The sequence below is a fragment of the Rhizobium sp. 01T417 genome (assembly GCF_056398905.1).
The window spans coordinates 39,472-60,211 of sequence record NZ_JBFTQH010000027.1; the positions used below are offsets into that span (position 1 = coordinate 39,472).

23 protein-coding genes, 1 tRNA gene and 1 pseudogene are annotated in these 20,740 nt (G+C 59.9%); 19 read left to right on the plus strand and 6 right to left on the minus strand.

Annotation, left to right across the window (positions count from 1 at the left end):
- The first annotated feature begins 43 nt into the window (after positions 1-43).
- Positions 44-1,063 carry a ketol-acid reductoisomerase gene (gene ilvC / locus AC1DPR_RS22695; RefSeq protein ID WP_477817225.1) on the plus strand — a complete coding sequence of 340 codons (1,020 nt, stop codon included), beginning with the start codon at positions 44-46 and terminating at the stop codon, positions 1,061-1,063.
- A 48-nt stretch (positions 1,064-1,111) separates the two neighbouring features.
- Here the strand turns inward: ilvC and AC1DPR_RS22700 are convergent, their stop codons facing one another.
- Both AC1DPR_RS22700 and AC1DPR_RS22705 read right to left on the minus strand, forming a co-directional pair.
- Positions 1,112-1,699 (minus strand): class I SAM-dependent methyltransferase, encoded by a 588-nt coding sequence (locus AC1DPR_RS22700; RefSeq protein WP_112661158.1) that lies wholly within the window; start codon positions 1,697-1,699, stop codon positions 1,112-1,114.
- 91 nt (positions 1,700-1,790) lie between these two features.
- On the minus strand, positions 1,791-2,048 hold the full coding sequence (locus AC1DPR_RS22705) for a GlsB/YeaQ/YmgE family stress response membrane protein (protein WP_007534948.1): 258 nt from the start codon (positions 2,046-2,048) through the stop codon (positions 1,791-1,793).
- 152 nt (positions 2,049-2,200) lie between these two features.
- Between AC1DPR_RS22705 and AC1DPR_RS22710 the strand changes: the two genes are divergently transcribed.
- Positions 2,201-2,650: a YidB family protein gene (locus tag AC1DPR_RS22710; RefSeq protein WP_018858645.1), complete on the plus strand. Its 450-nt coding sequence runs from the start codon at positions 2,201-2,203 to the stop codon at positions 2,648-2,650.
- Positions 2,651-2,873: 223 nt separating this feature from the next.
- Here the strand turns inward: AC1DPR_RS22710 and AC1DPR_RS22715 are convergent, their stop codons facing one another.
- Complete coding sequence (locus AC1DPR_RS22715; protein WP_113471438.1) at positions 2,874-3,974, minus strand: branched-chain amino acid aminotransferase; 1,101 nt, start codon at positions 3,972-3,974, stop codon at positions 2,874-2,876.
- 219 nt (positions 3,975-4,193) lie between these two features.
- Between AC1DPR_RS22715 and AC1DPR_RS22720 the strand changes: the two genes are divergently transcribed.
- Positions 4,194-5,414, plus strand: a complete 1,221-nt coding sequence (locus AC1DPR_RS22720) for an aminotransferase-like domain-containing protein (RefSeq protein WP_062372441.1) — start codon at positions 4,194-4,196, stop codon at positions 5,412-5,414.
- 26 nt (positions 5,415-5,440) lie between these two features.
- Here the strand turns inward: AC1DPR_RS22720 and AC1DPR_RS22725 are convergent, their stop codons facing one another.
- Positions 5,441-6,499 (minus strand): aldo/keto reductase, encoded by a 1,059-nt coding sequence (locus AC1DPR_RS22725; RefSeq protein WP_018858642.1) that lies wholly within the window; start codon positions 6,497-6,499, stop codon positions 5,441-5,443.
- A gap of 163 nt (positions 6,500-6,662) precedes the next feature.
- Between AC1DPR_RS22725 and AC1DPR_RS22730 the strand changes: the two genes are divergently transcribed.
- The 15 genes and pseudogenes from AC1DPR_RS22730 to AC1DPR_RS22800 all read left to right on the plus strand — a co-directional run bounded on the left by AC1DPR_RS22730 (position 6,663) and on the right by AC1DPR_RS22800 (position 18,449).
- Complete coding sequence (locus AC1DPR_RS22730; RefSeq protein WP_113471421.1) at positions 6,663-7,640, plus strand: ABC transporter substrate-binding protein; 978 nt, start codon at positions 6,663-6,665, stop codon at positions 7,638-7,640.
- 17 nt (positions 7,641-7,657) lie between these two features.
- Entirely contained in the window at positions 7,658-9,352 is a 1,695-nt protein-coding gene (locus AC1DPR_RS22735) for an ABC transporter permease (protein WP_113471422.1), read from the plus strand.
- Positions 9,340-10,368, plus strand: coding sequence for an ABC transporter ATP-binding protein (locus AC1DPR_RS22740; RefSeq protein WP_477817226.1), 1,029 nt, complete (start codon positions 9,340-9,342; stop codon positions 10,366-10,368). The genes AC1DPR_RS22735 and AC1DPR_RS22740 overlap by 13 nt, the downstream gene beginning before the upstream one ends.
- 68 nt (positions 10,369-10,436) lie before the next feature.
- Positions 10,437-11,546 (plus strand): endonuclease/exonuclease/phosphatase family protein, encoded by a 1,110-nt coding sequence (locus tag AC1DPR_RS22745; RefSeq protein WP_018858638.1) that lies wholly within the window; start codon positions 10,437-10,439, stop codon positions 11,544-11,546.
- On the plus strand, positions 11,543-12,289 hold the full coding sequence (locus tag AC1DPR_RS22750; protein ID WP_018858637.1) for an NUDIX hydrolase: 747 nt from the start codon (positions 11,543-11,545) through the stop codon (positions 12,287-12,289). Before AC1DPR_RS22745 ends, AC1DPR_RS22750 begins: the two co-directional genes overlap by 4 nt.
- Before the next feature lie 68 nt (positions 12,290-12,357).
- Positions 12,358-13,269 (plus strand): PhzF family phenazine biosynthesis protein, encoded by a 912-nt coding sequence (locus AC1DPR_RS22755; protein ID WP_018858636.1) that lies wholly within the window; start codon positions 12,358-12,360, stop codon positions 13,267-13,269.
- 124 nt (positions 13,270-13,393) lie between these two features.
- Positions 13,394-13,469 (plus strand) — tRNA-Lys (locus AC1DPR_RS22760).
- Positions 13,470-13,660: 191 nt separating this feature from the next.
- On the plus strand, positions 13,661-13,939 hold the full coding sequence (locus tag AC1DPR_RS22765) for a hypothetical protein (RefSeq protein ID WP_210258390.1): 279 nt from the start codon (positions 13,661-13,663) through the stop codon (positions 13,937-13,939).
- A gap of 487 nt (positions 13,940-14,426) precedes the next feature.
- On the plus strand, positions 14,427-14,609 hold the full coding sequence (locus tag AC1DPR_RS22770; protein WP_113471425.1) for a hypothetical protein: 183 nt from the start codon (positions 14,427-14,429) through the stop codon (positions 14,607-14,609).
- A gap of 282 nt (positions 14,610-14,891) precedes the next feature.
- Positions 14,892-15,277, plus strand: a pseudogene (locus tag AC1DPR_RS22775) (DUF1236 domain-containing protein).
- Between the two features lie 391 nt (positions 15,278-15,668).
- Positions 15,669-16,265 (plus strand): BA14K family protein, encoded by a 597-nt coding sequence (locus tag AC1DPR_RS22780; protein ID WP_113471426.1) that lies wholly within the window; start codon positions 15,669-15,671, stop codon positions 16,263-16,265.
- A 183-nt stretch (positions 16,266-16,448) separates the two neighbouring features.
- Positions 16,449-16,679: a hypothetical protein gene (locus AC1DPR_RS22785; RefSeq protein ID WP_113471427.1), complete on the plus strand. Its 231-nt coding sequence runs from the start codon at positions 16,449-16,451 to the stop codon at positions 16,677-16,679.
- A 240-nt stretch (positions 16,680-16,919) separates the two neighbouring features.
- Positions 16,920-17,192, plus strand: a complete 273-nt coding sequence (locus tag AC1DPR_RS22790) for a hypothetical protein (protein WP_082728603.1) — start codon at positions 16,920-16,922, stop codon at positions 17,190-17,192.
- Between the two features lie 391 nt (positions 17,193-17,583).
- On the plus strand, positions 17,584-18,105 hold the full coding sequence (locus AC1DPR_RS22795; RefSeq protein ID WP_477817227.1) for a DUF992 domain-containing protein: 522 nt from the start codon (positions 17,584-17,586) through the stop codon (positions 18,103-18,105).
- A gap of 92 nt (positions 18,106-18,197) precedes the next feature.
- Positions 18,198-18,449, plus strand: coding sequence for a hypothetical protein (locus tag AC1DPR_RS22800; RefSeq protein ID WP_192306242.1), 252 nt, complete (start codon positions 18,198-18,200; stop codon positions 18,447-18,449).
- A gap of 14 nt (positions 18,450-18,463) precedes the next feature.
- On the opposite strand, the gene AC1DPR_RS22805 is transcribed toward AC1DPR_RS22800, so the two are convergent.
- Both AC1DPR_RS22805 and AC1DPR_RS22810 read right to left on the minus strand, forming a co-directional pair.
- Positions 18,464-18,649, minus strand: coding sequence for a hypothetical protein (locus AC1DPR_RS22805; protein WP_113471430.1), 186 nt, complete (start codon positions 18,647-18,649; stop codon positions 18,464-18,466).
- Positions 18,650-18,750: 101 nt separating this feature from the next.
- A complete protein-coding gene (locus AC1DPR_RS22810) occupies positions 18,751-19,692 on the minus strand; it encodes a lytic transglycosylase domain-containing protein (RefSeq protein ID WP_477817236.1) in 942 nt (313 codons plus the stop codon).
- A gap of 211 nt (positions 19,693-19,903) precedes the next feature.
- Between AC1DPR_RS22810 and AC1DPR_RS22815 the strand changes: the two genes are divergently transcribed.
- Entirely contained in the window at positions 19,904-20,668 is a 765-nt protein-coding gene (locus AC1DPR_RS22815) for a TIM barrel protein (protein ID WP_113471432.1), read from the plus strand.
- Positions 20,669-20,740: the final 72 nt, after the last annotated feature.

The window sequence follows — 20,740 nt, forward strand, 5'->3', positions numbered from 1 at the left end:
CCCTCTTACAAGTCACAGGACAAGCAAAGGGAAGGAAATTCAAATGCGCGTCTATTACGATCGTGATGCAGATCTCAACCTCATCAAGTCGAAGAACGTCGTCATCGTCGGCTACGGCTCCCAGGGCCGTGCGCACGCGCTGAACCTCAAGGACAGCGGCCATGCCAACGTGGCGATCGCTCTCAAGCCTGGCTCGGCAACCATCAAGAAGGCAGAAGCCGACGGCTTCAAGGTCATGACCGTTGCCGACGCTGCCAAGTGGGGCGACCTGATCATGATGGCAACGCCTGACGAGCTGCAGGCCGACATCTACAAGGGCGAAATCGCCGGCAACATCCGTGACGGCGCTGCAATCGCCTTCGCACACGGCCTCAACGTTCACTTCGGCCTGATCGAGCCGAAGGCGTCGCTCGACGTCGTCATGATCGCGCCGAAGGGCCCGGGCCATACGGTTCGCGGCGAATACCAGAAGGGCGGCGGCGTTCCCTGCCTCGTTGCCGTTCACCAGAACGCTTCCGGCAACGCTCTCGAACTCGCTCTCTCCTACGCTTGCGGCGTTGGCGGCGGTCGTTCGGGCATCATCGAAACCAACTTCCGCGAAGAGTGCGAAACCGACCTCTTCGGCGAACAGGTCGTTCTCTGCGGCGGTCTCGTCGAACTGATCCGTGCTGGTTTCGAAACGTTGGTCGAAGCCGGCTATGCGCCTGAAATGGCCTACTTCGAGTGCCTGCACGAAGTGAAGCTGATCGTCGACCTGATCTATGAAGGCGGTATCGCCAACATGAACTACTCGATCTCGAACACGGCCGAGTGGGGCGAATACGTCACCGGCCCGCGCATCATCACGGCTGAAACCAAGGCTGAAATGAAGCGCGTCCTGCACGACATCCAGACCGGCAAGTTCACGTCCGACTGGATGCAGGAGTACAAGGCAGGGGGGTCGCGCTTCAAGGGCATCCGCCGCATGAACGACAGCCACCAGATCGAAGAAGTCGGCGCGAAGCTGCGCGGCATGATGCCTTGGATCGGCAAGAACAAGCTGGTCGACAAGTCCGTCAACTAAGCGGTTTCACACTGCTGAGTCAGCAGGGCCGGGGCGAAAGCTCCGGCCTTATTTTTGCGTCCGTACCGCAAGCCAGCGGGTCGGCTTTCCGTCGTAGCCGGTCCCATCGCCTTCGCTGATCACAATGTTGTGCCAGCCGCCATTGCTCAGCATTTCCGAAAGCAGTTCCGCCGACGGATAGTTGTAGTAGCGACCGAAGCCGTCGTGCCCCTCGGCCTCGCCCGCCTTGAAGGTGGCGTGAAAGACGCCGCCGGGCCGCAGCGCCGTGCGGATCCGTTCCAGCACATCAGGGAGGTCTGCCCGGGGGACATGCAGCAGGCTGGCCTCGGCCCAGACGCCGTCGAAGGCTTCCTCTTCGTCCAGATCCTCGAAGCGCAACACCGCGACGGGACGCTCAAGAAAGGTTTCGGCCTGCTCCGCGATCGCCGGCGATCCGTCCGTTGGCGTGACATCGAAGCCCTTTGACAGCATGTAGGCGCTGTCCTGTCCGCCGCCGCATCCCAGATCGAGGATGGCTGCACCTGGCGGCAGCATCAACAGAAAAGCGTCTAGGCGTCGAACCGGCAGCGTGCGTTGCCGCGAAGCATAGGTGGCCGCGTTGTCGTCATAGAATGAAGATGTACTCTCGTCTGCCATGATCGTTCGCCCAATGACCCAAGGCCGGAGTTACACGCATAAGGTCGCCGCCTTTGAGGCAGCGCTCATTCCGTCGATACAAAAGAGCGAGCTAGATGGAACGGCGCCCGCTGATGGCGTGGTACAGCCAAAGAACCACGACCGCGCCGATGACGGCGACAACGAGGCTGTAGATATTGAAGCCCGTTATGCCGGATGCGCCGAAGAAGCTGAAGATGACGCCACCGACGATCGCTCCGACGATGCCGAGGACGATGTCCATCAGCATGCCTGCGCCCGACTTGTTCACAATCTTGCTGCCGATGAATCCTGCGATCAATCCAAGGATAATCCACCCGATAACAGACATCTGCCATTCCCCTCCTTGATTGGTTGAATATTCAGACCATCTTCCCGTTTAAGCTAAATAGYTCGTCGGGGAATTCAAGGTTCGCGAGAACCTTGTTCTTTCATTCTACAGTTGTTGTTCAATGAAATGAAGCAACCGAAAAGGAGGATGTCATGGGTATTTTTGATGACGCCGTTCCGGGCGGAAGTATCTCGAAGCCGATCATGGTCGCGCTTGGCGCGTTACTAGTGGGAAAGCTTCTTGGTGCTGGAGGCAGCCAGACGGATCCAGCCGCTCAGCAGGCTAATCCCCAAGCTGGTGACGGCGGGCTTCTTGGTGGGCTCGGCGGTCTCGGTGGTCTTCTCGGCAAGCTGACGGAGGCCGGGCAGGGCGATACGGTGGATTCCTGGGTCCAGCCCGGACAGAACAAACCGATCGCGCCGGGCAGCCTCAACGATGCGCTTGGGTCGAAGACGATCAGCGATCTCGCACGCCAGGCGGGAATCAGTGAGCAAGAACTCCTGAATCAACTTTCGACAGTCCTGCCCGGAGTGGTCGACAAGCTGACACCCAGAGGCCAACTGCCGACACAAGAGCAGATCGCCTCCTTGTTCCGTTCCTGAGCGCGGTACGATCGAGCTGCAGTATCGCAGAAGACTCGCCCCCGTTTCCTGGTCGGAAGCGGGGCAACGAGTGTTTTTTCCATGCCGCCCCTGATGATTTTGCGACCGGCCGAAGCCTCGCGCCTCTCTGCGCTCTTCCTCTGGTCCGGCCACAAAAAAACCGGGCGTTGCCCGGCTTTCGAATTTTTTGAATTGCTGGGCCGACTACTTGCGGCCGCTGACCTCAGATCAGGATGCGRCGTGTCCAGCCACGCTCATCGTTCGTCACGCCCTTCTGCAGGCCGACGAGCTCCTGGCGCAGCTCGGTGGTCAGCTTCCCGGTCTGCCCGTCTCCGATCAGGAATTCGCCACCAGCGTGTCGTACCAGGCCGATGCCCGCGAGTACCGCTGCAGTGCCGCAAGCGAAGGCTTCCACGAGCTTGCCACTGACGGCATCGGCCTGCCATTCCGCGAACGAGTAGGGGCGCTGCTCGACGCGCAAGCCCTTTTCTTCGGCGAGAACGATAACCGAGGTGCGGGTGATGCCCGGCAGGATCGTGCCGCCGAGCGGTGGCGTGACGACGGATCCGTCGTTCATCACGAAGAATACGTTCATCCCGCCGAGTTCCTCGACCCAGCGGTGCTCTGCCGCATCGAGAAAGACGACCTGATCGCAATTCCTCTTCGAGGCCTCGGCTTGCGCGATGAGGCTTGCGGCGTAGTTTCCTCCGCATTTTGCAGCACCGGTGCCGCCGTTGGCCGCCCGCGTGTATTCGGTCTCGACCCATAGGGAGACCGCTTTTGCTCCACCTTTGAAGTAGGCGCCGACCGGAGAAGCGATAATGCAGAAGATATATTCCTGAGCCGGACGAACACCCAGGAATGCCTCGTTGGCGAACATGAAGGGGCGAAGATACAGGCTGGCGTCGCCCGATGGAATCCAGTCCTTATCAACACGGACGAGTTCTTCCACCGCCTTCAGGAAAAGTTCGTCCGGCACCGGAGGCATCGCCATGCGGATGGCTGACTGGGCGAAGCGGCGGGCGTTCTCTTCAGGCCGGAAGAGCAGAATGCGACCATCGTCCGCCCTGTAGGCTTTCATGCCCTCAAAGATTTCCTGCGCGTAGTGCAACACCGCGCTGGCAGGATCGAGTTCCAAGGGCCGCCTGGGCGTTACCTTCGCATTGTGCCACCCTTTGTCAGGAGTCCACCGAGCCAGAACCATATGATCCGTGAAGACCTTGCCAAAGCCGGGCGACTCCAGGGCCTGAATTCGGTCGGCGTCCGAGACCGGCGACGTGTGGAATTCGATCTTGATTTCAGGAGTGTTCGACGACGCGGGCATTGCTGGCACCTTCATAGCATATTTGATAGTGGCGGCGACACTACTGCCACGGAGTGGGTCTTGAAAAGATCGATTTTAGCCAGTTCTGGCTTCTGATCACGGAAGTGACCTTCGCTTCCCAAAATTGTCATGGTAGCAAACAAATAGGTCAGTAATGTTGACTTATTATTTGTTGCGTGGTTCTGTCGCCTAAAGACAAAAAATTACGAGGAAATGCCCATGCTGAATTGGGAAAGCATATTCGCGACGCGTTCTTCCCGTATGCGTGCTTCGGAGATTCGCGAGCTTCTGAAGCTTCTTGACCGCCCAGATATTATTTCCTTTGCCGGTGGTATTCCGGATCCGGCGCTTTTCCCCGATCAGGAATTCAAGGCGGCCTACGTCGATATCTTCGATAGCTCGGCCGTGAACTCGGCGCTGCAGTATTCGGTCAGCGAGGGCTACAAGCCGCTCCGCGAATGGCTGGTCAAGCAGATGGCCGCCATCGGCATCCCCTGCGAACTCGATAACGTCTTCATCGTTTCTGGCTCGCAGCAGGGCTTGGATTATCTCGGCAAGCTTTTCCTCTCGCCCAATGACACGGCGCTGGTCACCTGGCCGACCTACCTCGGTGCGCTCCAGGCCTTCAATGCCTATGAGCCGGCCTACGATCAATTGACGCCGAACGGCAACCGCACGCCTGATTCCTACAAGGCGCAGGCCGCGAGCGCGGGCGGCAAGGTGAAGTTCGCCTATCTCTCGGCCGACTTTGCCAATCCGACGGGCGAGACTGTCGATCAGGCTGGACGAGAGAAGGTTCTTGCCCTGGCAGAGGAACTCGATATCGCAGTCATCGAAGATGCCGCGTATCAATCACTCCGCTACGATGGGACGCCGATCGCGCCGATTCTGGCGACGGAGATCGCGAAGAAGGGGCACATCAACGATACCCGCACGATCTACTGCGGCAGCTTCTCGAAGACGCTTGCGCCGGGCCTGCGCGTTGGCTTCATCGTCGCCAACGCTCCCGTTATCCGCAAGCTTGTTCTGATGAAACAGGCGGCTGACCTGCACTCCTCGACGATCAATCAGATGGCGATCGCGCATGTCGCGGAACGCGGTTTCGATGCACAGGTCGCCAAGATCAAGTCGGTTTATAGTCACCGCCGCAATGTCATGCTGGCGGCGCTTGAGAAGTACATGCCTGCAGGCACGAGCTGGACGAAGCCCGAAGGCGGCATGTTCATCTGGGTGACGCTGCCTGATGGCATGGATGGCGCGAAGCTGCTAGCCAAGTCGCTGGAAACGGCCAACGTCGCCTTCGTCCCGGGCAAGGCCTTCTTCGCGGATGGTTCGGGTGAGAACACCTTCCGCGTCAGCTTCTCCTGCGCGAACGATCAAATGATCGAGGAGGGAATCAGCCGCCTTGGTGCGTTGATCGCCGGTGAAATCGGCGGTTGATCAGCCGCCGACCTCTTCAGAGCCAACTATCGATTGAGGTGTGGGCCGAGCAATTCGAGGTCCGCCTCACTCAGCCGGTCGCTGGCCGTGTTCAGCTGGTGCCAATACGGATAGAGCACGGGCGGCAGGCTGACCGCGTCCAGTCGACTGCGCTCCTGCTCGGTCAGCTTCAGCTCGGCCGCGGCGAGATTGTCCTTGAACTGGGCTTCGGTGCGCCCTCCGATGATGACAGACGTGACCGCCTTGCGGCCGATCAGCCAGGCAAGCGCCACCTGGGCTGCCGAGACACCGCGCTCATCGGCGATCGCCACCAGCGTTTCCACGATATTCCAGAGGCGGTTTTCATCGCGGATCGGCGGCTCGGTCCAGCCTGAGAACTGCCGCGAACCCTCAGGTGCTGCCCGGTTGCGTCGATGCTTGCCCGAAAGCAGGCCGGCAGCAAGCGGGCTCCAGACGAGGACACCGAGGCCCTGGTCGATGCTGATCGGAAGGAGTTCATATTCCGCATCGCGTGCTTCGAGCGTGTAGTGGATCTGCTGGCTGACGAACCGCTCCCGCTTTTCCCTCGCGCTGACGCCGAGCGCCTTCATGATATGCCAACCGGAGAAATTGGAGCAGCCGACATAGCGGACCTTGCCCTGGCGCACGAGTGTATCGAGCGCCTCCATGGTTTCCTCCAGTGGCGTCTGCCCGTCCCACTCGTGAAGCTGGTAGAGGTCGATGACGTCAGTCTTCATGCGCCGCAGGCTGGCCTCGCAGGCGCCGATCAAGTGATAGCGCGACAGGCCGGTGTCGTTCGGGCCGTCTCCCATGCGAAAGCGCGCCTTGGTGGCGATGAGAACGCCGTCCTTGCGCGGCCCGCCGATGATCTCGCCGAGGATTTCCTCGCAAACACCCTGCGAGTAGACGTCGGCAGTGTCGATCAGGTTGACGCCGGCGTCTATGCACAGGTCGACAAGCCTGCGTGCCTCGGTAACGCCGAGATCGCCAACCATCTTTGCCCAGCCTTGGCCACCGAATGTCATGGTGCCCATCGTCAAGGTCGAAATCTTCAGGCCAGAACGGCCAAGAAGCCGGTATTCCATTTGCGCTCCTCCAAAATGCACAAGTCAAAACGTGCGGTAGAAGATAGGGGCGGGGAAGGTGGGTCAAGGGCAGAGGTCCGACGTCTTGGTACCGAAGCCGACTGTCACAATCATGTTATCCGCGATGGCTAAGGAACGGGTCTCCCACCACCGAGGACCAATCATGAAGACGATCGTTTCCGCCGCCGCGCTACTCGCAGCGAGCTTGCTTGCAATCCCAGCCTCCGCCGCCAATCTCGTCCTCTATACGAGCCAGCCGAACGAGGACGCGCAGGCAACCGTGGATGGCTTCATGGCAGCCAATCCGGACGTCAAGGTAGACTGGGTGCGCGATGGCACGCCCAAGATCATGGCGAAGCTGCAGGCGGAGATCGAGGCCGACAATCCCGTCGCCGACGTCCTGCTGATCGCCGACACGGTGACGCTCGAGCGTCTGAAGAAAGCCGGCAAACTGCTCGCCTACAAGTCGCCGGAAGCTGCCGGCTACGACCCGGCACTCTACGACGGTGACGGCTACTACTATTCGACCAAGCTGATCACGACAGGCATCGTCTACAACACCTCTGCCGCGTTCAAGCCGACCAGCTGGAAGGACCTGACGAAGGCCGAAGCCAAGGGTCTCGTGACCATGCCGAGCCCCTTGACGTCGGGTGCAGCCCTCATTCATGCGCAGACGCTGGCCGGCGTCAGCAGCCTCGGCTGGGATTTCTACAAGGATCTTGCCGCCAATGGCGCGACCGCCGCAGGTGGAAACGGTGCTGTGCTCAAGTCGGTTGCCTCGGGTGAAAAAGCCTTCGGCATGATCGTCGACTACATGCCGATCCGCGAAAAGGCCAAGGGCGCGCCGGTCGCATTCGTCTTCCCGACGGAAGGCGTCTCCGCCGTCACGGAGCCGGTCGGTATTCTCGCAAGTTCGAAGAATGCCGATGCGGCGAAGAAATTCGTCGATTACGTGCTCTCTGAAAAGGGGCAGGAAGGCTTCCTCAAGCTCGGCTATATCCCCGCCCGCAACGGCATGAAGCTGCCGGAAGGCTTCCCGGCTCGTGACAGCATCAAGGTGCTGCCAGTCAATGCCGCGGAGGCGCTGAAGACTACCGATCAGGACCTCAAGACCTTTTCCGGCATTTACGGCTCGAACTGATCGCCGCCGGAAAGCAGATGCGCGGATATGTTCGTCCTGGAAACAGCCAGCCTGCTTGGCTGTTTCCTTTTGTCGTTATCATTGTCCTGATACTTAGCGTGCTGCCGCTAGCGCGGCTCGCGATGACAGGCATTGCGGCGCTCGCAAAGGGCGGCGTCGGCGCGGTGCTCAGCGATCCTGCCCTTTGGTCGGCAACCTACTACACGCTCGCCACGGCCATTCTTGGCACACTGATCTCGCTTGCCATCGGCTGCGCCTTCGCGTTCCTGCTGACGCTGACGGATATCAGCGGCAAGGGAGCGCTAAGCTTCCTGTTCGTCCTGCCGATGATGATCCCGCCGCAGGTGACGGCGCTTGCCTGGGTGCAGATGTCCGGGCCGTCAAGCCCACTGCTGAAGGCGTTGCACCTTGCGCCTCCGCTTGGATCGCCGCAGCCGCTTTATTCGGTCGGGGGCATTTCGCTGCTCTACGGAGTACAGCACGCGCCGCTCGTTTATCTCGCCCTCCGTGCAGGCCTGATGGCGTTGCCTCGCGATGGTGTCGAGGCGGCGCGTCTTGCTGGGGCGGGCAGCTTTCGGGTCTTCCGCGATATCATCCTGCCGCTTTCGTTGCCGGGCATCATTGCCGGTGCCGCAATCTCTTTCGTATCCTGTACAGGCAACTTCGGCATTCCCGCCATTCTCGGCATACCCGCCTCGATCTACACGCTTCCGACACTTATCTTCACTAAGTTCTCCGCCTTTACGAGCCGTACTTTCGGCGACGTTGCAGTGCTTTCGGCACTGATCGCGATCATTTCCGTTGCCGGGCTTGCCATTCAGGATCGCGCCCTGCGCGGACGCGACTACCGCGTCCTCGGGCTTTCGGGCGCGACCGCGGCCTTCGAGTTGGGGCGCTGGAAGCTCCTTTTGCAGCCGCTGCTCTGGCTCTGCATCTTCTTCATGCTGGTAGCGCCATTCTTCGCTCTCCTCGCCGGTGCACTCGTGCCGGCCTATGGCGTGCCGTTGACCTTCAAGACCCTGTCGGCAAGCGCCTTCTACGAAATTCTCTTCCGTCAGGCGGTCACGCGCACGGCTTTCGCCAATTCGCTCTCTCTCGCGGCGGGGACGGCGCTATGTCTCCTCTTGGTGACCGTGCTGACGGCTTACGCGTTGACCCGGCGGAAGGACCTGCTGGGCCGGATCGTTTCGAGCCTGATCGAGATTCCCTATTCGCTGCCCGGCATCGTCATGGCCGTGTGCTTCATTCTGGTGTTTGCCGCACCGATTCCGATCCTGCATGTGACGCTCTACGGAACGATCTGGATCATTCTGATCGCCTACCTCTCCAGTTTCTTTGCCGTTAGCCTGAAGCCTGTCGTCAGTGCGTTCCATCAGCTCGATCCGGCACTGGAGGAGGCGGCAAAGCTTTCGGGAGCGGGCTTCTTCCGGCGGCTCGCCGACATCATAGTGCCCTTGATCGCGCCCGCTGCCGGCGCGTCGGTGATCCTGGTCTTCCTGATCGCTTGCAATGAGCTGACTATTTCCGCGCTTTTGTGGTCGGCCGGGACGCAGACGCTTGGCGTCGCCATCTACAATCTCGACGACAGCGGTAGTTCCGATCTCGCGTCGGCGCTCTCCGTGCTCGTCGTTCTTATGGTCGTCTTCATGATGCTTCTCCTGGAATTGATGGCAAAACGCCTGCCGAGAGGAGTTGTACCGTGGCGGAACTGATCCTCAACCATCTTGCCAAGGACTTCGGTACCGGGCGCGCGGCGGTCGCCGACTTCTCCCTGAAAGTGCGGCATGGCGGCTTCCTGGCGCTGCTCGGACCGTCTGGCTGCGGCAAGACAACTGTTCTGCGCATGATCGCCGGTTTCGAGGCGCCAACCGACGGCTCTATCCATCTTGGCGAGCGGCTGCTTGCAAACGCCTCGAGGTCGCTACCACCGGAACGGCGCAACATGGCAATGGTGTTCCAATCCTATGCGCTGTGGCCGCATATGAGCGTCGCAGACAATGTCGGCTATCCTCTGAAGGTGCGCGGCATCTTCGGCGAGTCCTACAGACAGAAGGTCCGCGAGGCACTGGCGACGGTGAGGCTCGCCGACCATGCCGAGCGGCGTCCCGCCGATCTCTCCGGCGGCCAGCGACAGCGCGTGGCATTGGCCCGCTGCCTTGTCTCGTCACCTGATGTCGTGCTGCTCGACGAGCCGCTTGCCAATCTCGACCGGCACCTGAAGCAAGAGATGGAGGAAACGTTCCGCGAATTCCACCAGCGCTCCGGAGCGACCATGGTTTATGTGACGCACGATCAGAGCGAGGCGATGGCACTTGCGACTGATGTTGCGGTCATGTCCGAGGGCCGCCTTCTGCAGGCTGCGGCGCCTGCGGAGATCTACGCCCGGCCAGAGGGCCGGCTGGTCGGTGGGCTGATCGGTCGCGGTGCGATCCTCTCGCTTTCATCTCCAGTTGGTGACATCAGGCTTCTCGATTGGAACGCTCTCGAGCCCATGCTGTCTCACGAGGCGAGGCACCAGCCGAGAGTGGATGTGTTGGTGCGCCAGGAAGACGTCTTGATTGCTGGTGAAGGCGTTCCAGCACGCGTCGAGTCGATCCTCTACGAAGGCGAACGCTACGCCGTGAAGTTGCTGCTTGGTGACGGACAGGTGCTTCGCGCATTCAACCGTGAGCGCTTGCGGGTCGGCGAAAGCGTGTGGGTCGTTGCGCGCGCCGCCTGGCGTCTCTGATCGCGAAACGTCTTTCCGAAGCGGGGCTTAGCCACTACTAATGGCATAACGCCAATTGGAAATGTTCGATGTCGCTTCGCATTGCCACCTTCAACGTCGAAAACCTCATGACGCGTTTCGACTTTACCGGCTTCCGCAACCAGTTGCGCCAAGACCGGGTCATCAAGCTTTTCGAAGTGCGCAGTGAAGGCGTCTACCAGCAGCTCGAGCAGGCGAGGGTGATCGCTTCCACCGACGATACCCGACAGATGACGGCGCTCGCGATTGCCGACGCCGACGCCGACATTCTCTGCCTGCAGGAAGTCGACAACATGGAGGCGTTGCAAGCCTTCGAATACGGCTATCTCTTCAGGATGGTCGGCAACGGTTACCGGCAAAAATATCTCGTCGAGGGCAACGACAGCCGCGGGATCGACGTCGCAGTCCTGATGCGGGAAGAGACACGTGACGGGCAGAAGATCGAGCTCAAGCAGATCAAGAGCCATGCAATGCTCACCTATCGCGATCTGGGGCTTTTCAACGACCAATTGGCGCTGACCAACCGCATCGACGACAAGATCTTCAAGCGCGACTGCCTGGAACTGGAGCTCGAGATCGGTGGCGTCGCGCTGTCGCTCTACGTGGTCCATTTTAAGTCGATGGACGGGCCGCGCACGAATGGCGTCGACAGCAGGCTCGGCACCATGCCGATCCGGCGGGCCGAGGCGCTGGCGGTTCGCCGTATCATCGAGGACCGCTTTCACGGTCATACCGATGACAAGAGGTTCGTTATATGTGGTGACATGAACGATTATCAGGAGCGCGTCGACGTCATCGGGCGCCGCCAAACGGGCTACCGCTTCGAGCATCAGGTCGAGAGCATCAGCGCGCTCGACGTCTTCAGTCGCGACGGCTTTTTGGAGAATGTCGTGCGCCGCCGTGATCCGCTCGACCGCTGGACGCTCTACCATGCCCGTGGACCCGAAGAGCAATGGCTGTGTCAGCTCGACTACATCTGGCTCTCGAAGGCGCTCGCCAGAACGAATGTCGGACGCCTGCCGGAGATCGTTCGACATGGACAGCCTTACCGCACGGCCTTCCCGCCCGGCCAGGAGGTCGAGCGTTATCCTCGCACCGGCTGGGACCGGCCAAAGGCCTCCGACCATTGCCCCGTTGTCATGACACTGGATTTGATATGAACCTGCATTTCTCCGAGGATTTCGCCGGCTGGCCGCCGGAGCAGACCGTATTTCCGATTGCTGGGCTGGACCTTCGCGTTCTCGCCGGGGACCATTCCTTTTATGTCGCGGAGCACGAGGCGATCCGGGAGAACTGGGCGAAGGAAACGGCTGCAAACCCGGCGCTGTTCGACGGCCGCATGGTCTTTCAGGAGCGGCTGGCTCTAACCGATGCCGGCATAGCAGGCGAGGGCCATGTCATCCCGTTTTCTACATTCATGTGGTGGCGTCGCCAACCGAGCCGGCAAGGCGGCATCCATCTGTTCGCCTATCCGGTCCTCGAAACCTCGGACGGCGCGCTGGTGGCTATCCGCATGGGGAGCCATACGGCCAATCCCGGCCAGGTCTATTTCGCTGCCGGTTCCCTCGAACCCGAGGACGTCAGCGAAGGTCGTTGCGACGTCGAAGGCAATATGCGTCGCGAGGTGATGGAGGAGACGGGGCTTGACCTCAACGAGGCCAAGGCCGGCGATCGCTACTACGCGAGCCATGTCAGGCGCACGGTGACTGTGCTGCGTCTCTTCCGCTTCGACCTGACCGCCGATGACATGATAGAGAAGATCCACGCACACATGCTGGTTGCCGACGACAAGGAGATTGCCGGCGCGGTTGCTATACGTTCGGCCGACCCGAAGGCACACCCCTACAATATTGCGATGCTCCCCGTCATCGACTGGTACTTCCGGGAACGGCGCGGCGCTTAACGCCTTGCGCTCGGTCGTCCGGTCGGGCAGGTTGGCGAAACGAGGATCGAGACCATCAGGAGGCCGATGTGGGGCGAAGCTACAGCGTCTATGACGTGTTCACCGACCGCAAGCTCGCCGGAAATCCGCTCGCCGTTATCTTCGATGGTGACGATTTGAGCGATGACGCCATGCAGGCGATCGCCAAGGAAATGAGCCTCTCGGAAACGGTCTTCGTGCAGCCGTCGGGTAATCCCGCTTACACGGCGAGAATCCGCATCTTCACGCCCGGGCGGGAGCTTCCCTTTGCAGGGCATCCGACCGTTGGAACGGCGATCGCTCTCGCCGAGCAGGCGCATGGCGGCTCGAGCATCGATCTCGTTTCGGTGCTGGAGGAAAATGTCGGACCGGTGCGTTGCGCCGTTCGCCTGCGGGAAGGCGAGGCGAGTTTTGCCGAGTTCGACCTGCCGCGGAAGTCGCAGCAGATCACGATGCCGCTCGACAAGCTTGGAATCGCCAATGCTTTGTCGTTGAAGACGACCGAGATCGGCTTTGAGAACCACGTACCGTCGTTGTGGAGCGCCGGCGTGCCGTACCTGATGGTGCCGGTGCACGACGTCGGCGCCGCGCAGCACATGGAGTTCGACCCGCAACTTTGGGAAGAGACCGTTCCCTTCGTGGATGGCGCGCTTGCCTCGGCCTATATCTACTGCCGGGGCGGCGTGAACCATGTGGCGAAATTCCATGCGCGGATGTTTGCGAGCGGCATGGGGATCGTGGAGGACCCTGCGACCGGGTCGGCTGCCGCCGCGCTCTCCGGCACCATTCACTATTTCGACCGTCTGACGGACGGGCACCATGGCATGACGATCGAGCAGGGCGTGGAAATGGGCCGGCCATCCTTCATTCATCTGCACATGGATGTTGAAGGCGGAACGATCTCAAATGCCCGGATCGGCGGGCAGGCTGTGCGCATCGCAAGCGGAACGCTGGACCTTTGATTTCATTGCATTTCAGCCATGCGCAAAAATCTTCGCATTTAACCAAAGAATTTTCAGGCAGGCGCTAGACAAGCCGAACGATCCTGTTTATACGCCCCCTCACACCGCGCAACACGGCGGTTACGGGTGATTAGCTCAGTTGGTAGAGCAGCTGACTCTTAATCAGCGGGTCGTAGGTTCGAGCCCTACATCACCCACCAAAAACCTCAAGAAAAGTAAGCAGTTAGAAAAAAACTCCCAAGCGGGAGTTCTGGCCATTCTGCCAATTCTGTCACAAACTTTGTCACAAAATCGAAAGTAGCTTCCGTCATCCAAGCCCCGCGCCGGGACACAGGCGCGTGCATCCCGTCGGCGTTAAAGCAGCGAGTTCTCATTAGAGCAGCGTGGAGGTTTGCAGCTATCGCCGGCGGCTAATGCGGTGCATGTCGACAATGCGGCCGTCAGTTCGACGGATTGCGATCTCGAAGCGGGTGTTGCCTCGCCACGCACGATAGATGAAGAACCTGCCACGGCAGTCGACCCGACGAACATCGCGGAAGCCGCGATTGCGAAGCAGTCGTTCACCCTGACTACAGGTTATCCCTCGACCTCTATTGAGGCTGCTACCGATCCCGATGTGTATGCTGATGTCGGTTTGGGCAATCGCTTCACGGGGAAGCGCCACCGGTGACGCCACTATTGCAAAGGCGAGTACTGATGAGACGAGCGAAGATCCACGCATTATTGTGACGATACTCATAATCATCCTCACTGTTTGACTCATGCCGGTCCTGAAAAACGCCCGACATGACCGTTTCGGCCAGACCATCACGAGGAAAAGAACGCGATAGTTGCATAGGGCGAGGCCGGATAGGCCTGACCGTGGCGGCTCCCAGATTATCAGCAAATGTCAGAATCCGTAATCGTGTCGGTGGGTTGCAAACCAGAGACTGGTTCGGCGAGCGATGAAATGGACGATAATTGCGTCAGCGACTTTGAGATGACGAGCTTTCAGCTTGACACGGTGTCAATTGGCAGCCACCGGTTCGAGGCAGAGGCATTGATCGGCGCATGGGTTGTGTGAAGCTTGAATGGAAGCAGGGGACAGCGGTTTAGCGCGGGGCCGCTTTCGTCTAACATCTCTTTCTCGTAAACCGCTGCAGCCAGGAGAAGCATGAATGAGCAGATTTCGGGCATTTGTAGCAGCTGGAGCGATGATCAGTCTTTCCGCGCTCCTGTCGGCCTGCGGGACGCCCCCGAACTCGATGGGCAATGCGTCAGGCTATGAGCCGGGAGATTCAATGAATCGAGCCTGCTCCGACGGCTTCAGGCCCAGCGACGGCCGGTCCTGCAGTTACTGACGGGCGGTAGTGCATGCCGAAGGGCGATCCGCCCGACGGGTGTGCCCTCGTTGCACGGGATCCTCTCGTCGTTTCTCCAGCAATGGTTTGCGCGCCCTCATCGGTTAGATGACCTTCGCCCGCTGCCATTCCATCACCAATTCCCCATCCGTCCACCTGAGACGACGATCGGACCGAAGTCGGGTTTCGTCTCCGACCGAGGTCTGACAAGTGGAACCGGGAGGATTTTGCCTCGTTGGTTTCAAGAGCGGCCCGTCGGGTCGCCTTTTCAAGGAGGAGAATATGCTTATTAAACAATCTATTGGCGCGGTCGCAGCATTGATCTTTGCGTCTGGCGCGGCATTCGCACAATCGTCCACTGTCAATGGCGCCGTTGGCGGCGCGGCCACCGGCGCGATTGTCGGTGGACCGGTGGGCGCGGCTGTTGGCGGTGTGACCGGTGCGGCAGTTGGCGCCATGCTTGAGCCGCCGCAGACGGTTGTCACCTATGTCCGCGAGGTCCCGGCTCCGCAGGCACGGGTCGTCGTCGAGGAAAAGATCGTCGTCGGTCAGCCGCTTCCGGAGACCGTTGTCCTAACACCAATCCGAAGTTTGCATACGCGGTCGTGCACGACGAGCGTTTGATCGTCGAGCCTTCATCGCGCAAGGTTATCCGGGTTCTCAACTGATCCTGGTTCGAGAGCGCGGCTATGCTGCGCGCAACCAACCCCAATCAAATTGACGTCAAGGACATATGCTGCGGCTCGATGCCGTACGTTGCGTGCGCCTTGTCGTCCACGGAGAAGAGACATGGAACACAAGAAACTATCCATGATTGTTGGGCAGCGGCGATCGGATAGACGCCGCCGGCGGCGCTTGGCTCGGGTATTGCCGGCAAGACGATAGTGACGCGGAACAAAGTTCCCTCGCACGGGTTTCTTGGCTGATCGCGATTATCTCGACCAGACCTGCGCCGCCTCGCCATGGGGCATCCGCAAGGCGCCATTTTAAGGCGTCGTGCGGCTCCGCAGATCGAGCGCAGAGGGCGCATGCATCAGTCATGAGGGTAGGGAAGCTGTCATGAGAGCGATTGCAACGATGCTGTTCGGCATTGCCTCGGCTGTCGGGGCCTGTTTCATCGGGGCTGCGGCCGCCACCTACATCCTCGCCGTGCCTGATGGGCGGCAGTTCGCGAATCTGGATACACCGAACCTTTGGACTGCATCTCCCGAGCGGGTTGACGCACGTAGTCAGAAGTTCGAGCGGATTGCGCCCCTTGTGTCAGCGGCCTATCCCGTTACATCCGCAGCACCCAAGCCCAAGGCGGACGTGGTAGCAAATTCCGCGTCCGAGGACTCATCGACGGACGCCGCCTCGGCGTCACTTCGTAACGAGCATCAACAATGGTGCGCGTCGCGATACCGGTCCTACGATCGTGCCCGTGACACCTATCACTCCTACAGCGGTCAAATCCGCATCTGCGTGTCGCCCTTCGCCGCCCCATCGATGGAGATCACTGGATCGGTGAGTGGAAACCCAGACCATCTCGCGTGGTGCTTTGCGCGTTATGCGTCCTATCGGGCAAACGACAATACATACCAGCCGTACGGCCGACCGAGGCGCGAATGTGTCTCGCCATTCTCCAGCAACACCAGTGCCGAGACTGCCAGCCAATGACGCTGTTCCGGCGAACTTGAGCCACCGCCGGTCCTTTCGCACGGCAAAAAAGACTGTGGGAACCAACAGTGTGGCGCAGCGTTTAGGCGATCCGCACGCCCGCCTTGGCCTTTCCAAAAGTCCCTGTCATCTGCCCCGCTTGTTGCGGGGCTCCTTTCTGCTTGTCGAGGAAGGGGAGCCCCCATGTCACATAAGCGCTACAGTCGTCGCGACGAGCCGCTACATTCCATGGATCTGTCAGTCTGCCATCGGGTGCTCGATCACATCCGCAACGAGCAGGGGATCGAAGCGTCCTCGGACGAATCCGATCGGATCGCCTCAATCATCATCGAGTTTTATCGCCAGGGAGTCCGTGACGAGAAACAGTTGCACACGCTGATCGACGTGGCGCGCGGGTGTGCGCATCGATCTTAGTGGACAAAACGAACAATGGTTGGGAACAGAAGCGAACCACCGGCGTTTTTCGCTCAGGTCGTGCCGCCCTAGGCACGTTGTTTTGAAGTGCAACGATATTAGAGAGCCCCGCCGACACCGCGGGGCTTTTCCTTTGTCGTCTTTTCAGCCGGCTCTTGTAGGACTTAGGTCCATAGGACCTCAAAAACCTGAACCATATGCAGTCCTGGCGCGTTGATCTCCAGAGAAAGGAGACTGACCATGAAACGGTTGATCATCGCAATGGCCGGCCTCGCAGCAGTACTGGTGAGTGCTCCTGCCGACGCCCAAGGTGTCTATTTCGAGTTCGGTTCCGGCGGCCACAGGTATTATGATGATTCACCACCGCCTCGTTACTACCGATACGGCCCAAGGTACCGTGATTACGACTATGACGGACCGCGCTACGCCCGCCGCGACGTATGCTGGAGGGTGCCTTACCAGCACCGAAGCCACCACCACTATATCACCAGGTATAGAACGGTTTGCGAATAGAGAATCGGCCTCGCGTGAAGCGAGTTCGCGTGAAGCGAGGCTTTTTCTCGGGAACCTGGCGTTTCTGCCGCCATCCGCCCTAGACGCCCCAGCCTGATTTTGCCGCGTTGGCCGTCCCACCTATGCACGGCGGTTTTCTCGGGCCTACTTCTCCCGGTCCTCAAGGCAGAACTGTCTCACCAAAATCGGTCTGAGGTCGCGGATCGGGCGAGCCCTTGTGTTTGGCTGTGATCGAGCTGTTTTAGATGGGCGGCGCGCTGCCGGGCGCTGGCAAGGATGCTCACGAATTGGCTCAATTAGCGTGCAAGATCGGAAGGGCAGCCATGCATCAGCGGCCTTGGTAAATCATAGCGATGCGCTATCTATCTCCGTGCAATACAAGGAGAAAATGATGAAGAAGATTGCAACCGCAGTTGCTGCCGTATCGCTGATGCAAGCCTTGGCCACGAGCGTCGGTGCTGCCGATTTGGTCACCACTTATCAGCAGCCCGAGCCCGACCTGAGTGGCGGCGTCAAGATCGGGATTCTGACCTGTGACGTCGGTGGCGGTGTCGGTTATGTCCTCGGTTCGGCAAAATCGGTCGATTGCGTTTTCAGCCCGACATCGGGCAGCGAGACGCAGGATCGGTACGCGGGTGCGATCCGCAAACTGGGCGTTGATATCGGATTTACCACGCGCGGCCGGATTGTGTGGGCGGTGTTTGCGCCGACGACGGGATACCATCGCGGTTCGCTGGGCGGCCTTTACCAGGGCGCATCGGCCGAAGCGACGCTTGTCGCCGGTGTTGGTGCCAACATCCTCGTCGGCGGCACCAGTGGCTCGGTGCAGTTGCAGACGCTGAGCGTGACCGGACAGCTCGGCCTCAACGTTGCCGCTACCGGAACGTCCATGACGTTGACGCCACAAGGCTAACGGCGTCTCGCCGGCTATCGATTGGCGCGCTCTTGAATAAATCTGGCCGCATTCTTGTGCGGCCAGCTTGGGCTTCGGCTCAGGAGGGAGAGATGAGATATACCCCAATAATCATGGCGATAGCGCTTGCCGGCTGCAACACGACTGTACCGCCGCTTGGGCCTGTGCCGGGAAGCCTGACCTATGGACGCGTCGTGCGCTCGCCGTACCCGCCTGGAACGGTGATCAATAACACGTTCCTGGGAAAATGGGGTTACCGCACATTCGAGAAATACGTGGTCCAGCCTGATGGAACGCTTAAGTTGACCTCCCAGCAGACGGCCCCGGATTTTCTGGTCTTCTGATATTTTCGCTGCCGCTATCGAAGTTTCGGTGGCTTACTGGTGATATTCGCCTGAATTTCGTGTTCAGGGACGCGGCGCCCGAGGAGCTTGTGCAATTTGCGCTCTTCGGCGGAATCGGCACCGTTCCGCCTGCCTTGGTTGGCGATGCTCCGGCCCCTCGGCCCCGGATTTCTAATCTGTCGGTTTTGCGTGCTGTGCATGGCTCTTTCCTCCCTCCGGGGAAACGCACAACTCGCGCCAAAGTTCATGGCTCCACCGGAAAATTCGCCGTCGCCGATCCGCAGCAGGGGCCGAAATGGTCTCAGTTTCGGAAGACGGTGCAGGCTGCCCCGGCGGCACGGACGGTCATGCAAACCTTGTCAGCTTCAGCGCGAGTCTCTCTACCGATACGAGCAGCAAAGCGCGGCCTGAAGCCAAAGCTGCGATCCCGCATGCGCACGATGACCGGCTCCTCGCTCGCGAGAGGTGCGGGAAGTTGACGTGCGACTGCGGTAAATAGGCGAAGTGCTGCGGCATCGTTGCTATTTGCCGCAAGCTGGGCGCCCCATGGCGCCCACTGACCCTGTTGGACCGAGGCGGTTTCGGTCAGGAGGCGCTTGCTGGCAAGCTCTATGCAACCATCGATGAAGGATTTGTCCGGAATGAGAAACTGCGCAGCCTCGACAGGCGGATCGTTCTTCCACTGCTCGATCGTATTCGCCGTGATGTCAAGAACGTAGCTGCGTGTCTCGAAGGGGAGCAGGCCCGTATCGAGATAGTCGGAGAGGCCCTGCTCGCCGGCATTATAGGCCGCGGCAGCGAGGCCGAGATTGCCAAAGCGTATTCGCAGCTCGTCGAGGTAGCGCGCTGATTCCTTGAGGGATTCGAGGATATCGAAACTATCCCTCAATCCGCGCAGCCTTGCGGTGCCAGGCATGAACTGCGCAATGCCCTGCGCGCCTTTGGGACTGATGGCGCCTGCCTGAAAACGGCTTTCCCGCCAGATCAACCGGGCGAAATATTCCGGCGGCAGGTCGTTTTCCCGCGCGAAGTGATCGATCGCGATGCAGAGATCGCGCCCGTAAGTTTCGCGGGTTATACATAGGCGCTCGCCAGAGTTCGGCATGTCGAGGGAATAGACACAGACACGATGCGACGTTGCAGCGGGCGGCTGGGAGAGGGCCATCTGGGTAAGTGCCAACAGAAAGCTGGCCACCAGCGCTACGATGCGTGCTTTGCCAAACGATACGCCCACCGCAGCCATCGTCCCTCTGTCGCCATTCCTGACTTTCTGGATCGAGCCGGAAAAGATACGCCCGTCAATGATGACGGGCGGAGTTGGGAGATTAATACGCACCCGCACGTTAGCAATCTTGAATATGACGTCAAGTCAGAAACGGAGCATGGAAGCTTTTTGCCATTTGCCGCGGCTCGACTATTGTCGGCGAAAGAGTTCCCGATTCAGCGAGGCCGCCATGAGACTTTCCGCCTGCATCGAATGGCTGTTCGCAGCTGACGCCGACAACTTCGCGGACAGGATCCGCCTTGCGCACGCGCACGGCGTGGAGGCAGTCGAATTCTGGAAGTGGACGAACAAGGATATCGGCAGCATCGAATGGGCGCTGACGGAAACCGGCATAGAACTCACGAGTTTTGTGGCGGAACCGATGATTGCCCTGACAGACAGAACCAATAAGGAAGCGTTTCTGAAAGGTCTGAAAAGTTCGATCGCAACGGCAAGACGCCTCGGCGCGCACACCCTGATTGCGCAGGCAGGTGATGATCTTGCCGGCAAGTCTCGCGAGGAGCAGAAGGCAGCGCTGATCGAAACCCTGACCGCCGCCGGCGAAATTCTCGAGGGCAGTGGGGTTCGCCTCGGCCTCGAGCCGCTCAACACGCTGATCGACCACGTCGGCTATTTCCTTCATTCAACGGTGGAAGGTCTCGAGATCGTAAGGGCGACGGGGCGTTCCGAGATCGGCATTGTCTATGATGTCTATCATTCCGCCGTCATGGGAGAGGACACGGCCGAGGTGATCGGCGATGATATCGACCGAGTTTTCCACGTCCATATAGCCGATCATCCGGGACGGAATGAGCCCGGCAGCGGAAATGTCGACCTTAAGCGACGGGTCGATTGGCTTGTCGAACATGGCTACCGAGGCGCGATCGGGCTGGAATACAGGCCTCTGGCAGCGAGCGCTGCGACGATTGTGGAGACCCGGCGTATGCTCGGCTAGAAGCCGGGTGACTCAGACTCGGATGGACGCAACCATTTCAATCTGCAGAGTCACGCACCATCTAGGGGATGA

What these genes read in the sequence shown, in the direction of transcription:
- AC1DPR_RS22705 (WP_007534948.1), bottom strand. Translation starts at nt 2,048, where the DNA reads ATGTCTGTTATCGGGTGGATTATCCTTGGATTGATCGCAGGATTCATC.
- AC1DPR_RS22815 (WP_113471432.1), top strand. Translation starts at nt 19,904, where the DNA reads ATGAGACTTTCCGCCTGCATCGAATGGCTGTTCGCAGCTGACGCCGAC.
- AC1DPR_RS22805 (WP_113471430.1), bottom strand. Translation starts at nt 18,649, where the DNA reads ATGCACAGCACGCAAAACCGACAGATTAGAAATCCGGGGCCGAGGGGC.
- AC1DPR_RS22780 (WP_113471426.1), top strand. Translation starts at nt 15,669, where the DNA reads ATGAGAGCGATTGCAACGATGCTGTTCGGCATTGCCTCGGCTGTCGGG.
- AC1DPR_RS22725 (WP_018858642.1), bottom strand. Translation starts at nt 6,499, where the DNA reads ATGGAATACCGGCTTCTTGGCCGTTCTGGCCTGAAGATTTCGACCTTG.
- ilvC (WP_477817225.1), top strand. Translation starts at nt 44, where the DNA reads ATGCGCGTCTATTACGATCGTGATGCAGATCTCAACCTCATCAAGTCG.
- AC1DPR_RS22790 (WP_082728603.1), top strand. Translation starts at nt 16,920, where the DNA reads ATGAAACGGTTGATCATCGCAATGGCCGGCCTCGCAGCAGTACTGGTG.
- AC1DPR_RS22735 (WP_113471422.1), top strand. Translation starts at nt 7,658, where the DNA reads ATGCGCGGATATGTTCGTCCTGGAAACAGCCAGCCTGCTTGGCTGTTT.
- AC1DPR_RS22810 (WP_477817236.1), bottom strand. Translation starts at nt 19,692, where the DNA reads ATGGCTGCGGTGGGCGTATCGTTTGGCAAAGCACGCATCGTAGCGCTG.
- AC1DPR_RS22720 (WP_062372441.1), top strand. Translation starts at nt 4,194, where the DNA reads ATGCTGAATTGGGAAAGCATATTCGCGACGCGTTCTTCCCGTATGCGT.
- AC1DPR_RS22800 (WP_192306242.1), top strand. Translation starts at nt 18,198, where the DNA reads ATGAGATATACCCCAATAATCATGGCGATAGCGCTTGCCGGCTGCAAC.
- AC1DPR_RS22730 (WP_113471421.1), top strand. Translation starts at nt 6,663, where the DNA reads ATGAAGACGATCGTTTCCGCCGCCGCGCTACTCGCAGCGAGCTTGCTT.
- AC1DPR_RS22770 (WP_113471425.1), top strand. Translation starts at nt 14,427, where the DNA reads ATGAGCAGATTTCGGGCATTTGTAGCAGCTGGAGCGATGATCAGTCTT.
- AC1DPR_RS22710 (WP_018858645.1), top strand. Translation starts at nt 2,201, where the DNA reads ATGGGTATTTTTGATGACGCCGTTCCGGGCGGAAGTATCTCGAAGCCG.
- AC1DPR_RS22700 (WP_112661158.1), bottom strand. Translation starts at nt 1,699, where the DNA reads ATGGCAGACGAGAGTACATCTTCATTCTATGACGACAACGCGGCCACC.
- AC1DPR_RS22795 (WP_477817227.1), top strand. Translation starts at nt 17,584, where the DNA reads ATGAAGAAGATTGCAACCGCAGTTGCTGCCGTATCGCTGATGCAAGCC.
- AC1DPR_RS22785 (WP_113471427.1), top strand. Translation starts at nt 16,449, where the DNA reads ATGTCACATAAGCGCTACAGTCGTCGCGACGAGCCGCTACATTCCATG.
- AC1DPR_RS22750 (WP_018858637.1), top strand. Translation starts at nt 11,543, where the DNA reads ATGAACCTGCATTTCTCCGAGGATTTCGCCGGCTGGCCGCCGGAGCAG.
- AC1DPR_RS22745 (WP_018858638.1), top strand. Translation starts at nt 10,437, where the DNA reads ATGTCGCTTCGCATTGCCACCTTCAACGTCGAAAACCTCATGACGCGT.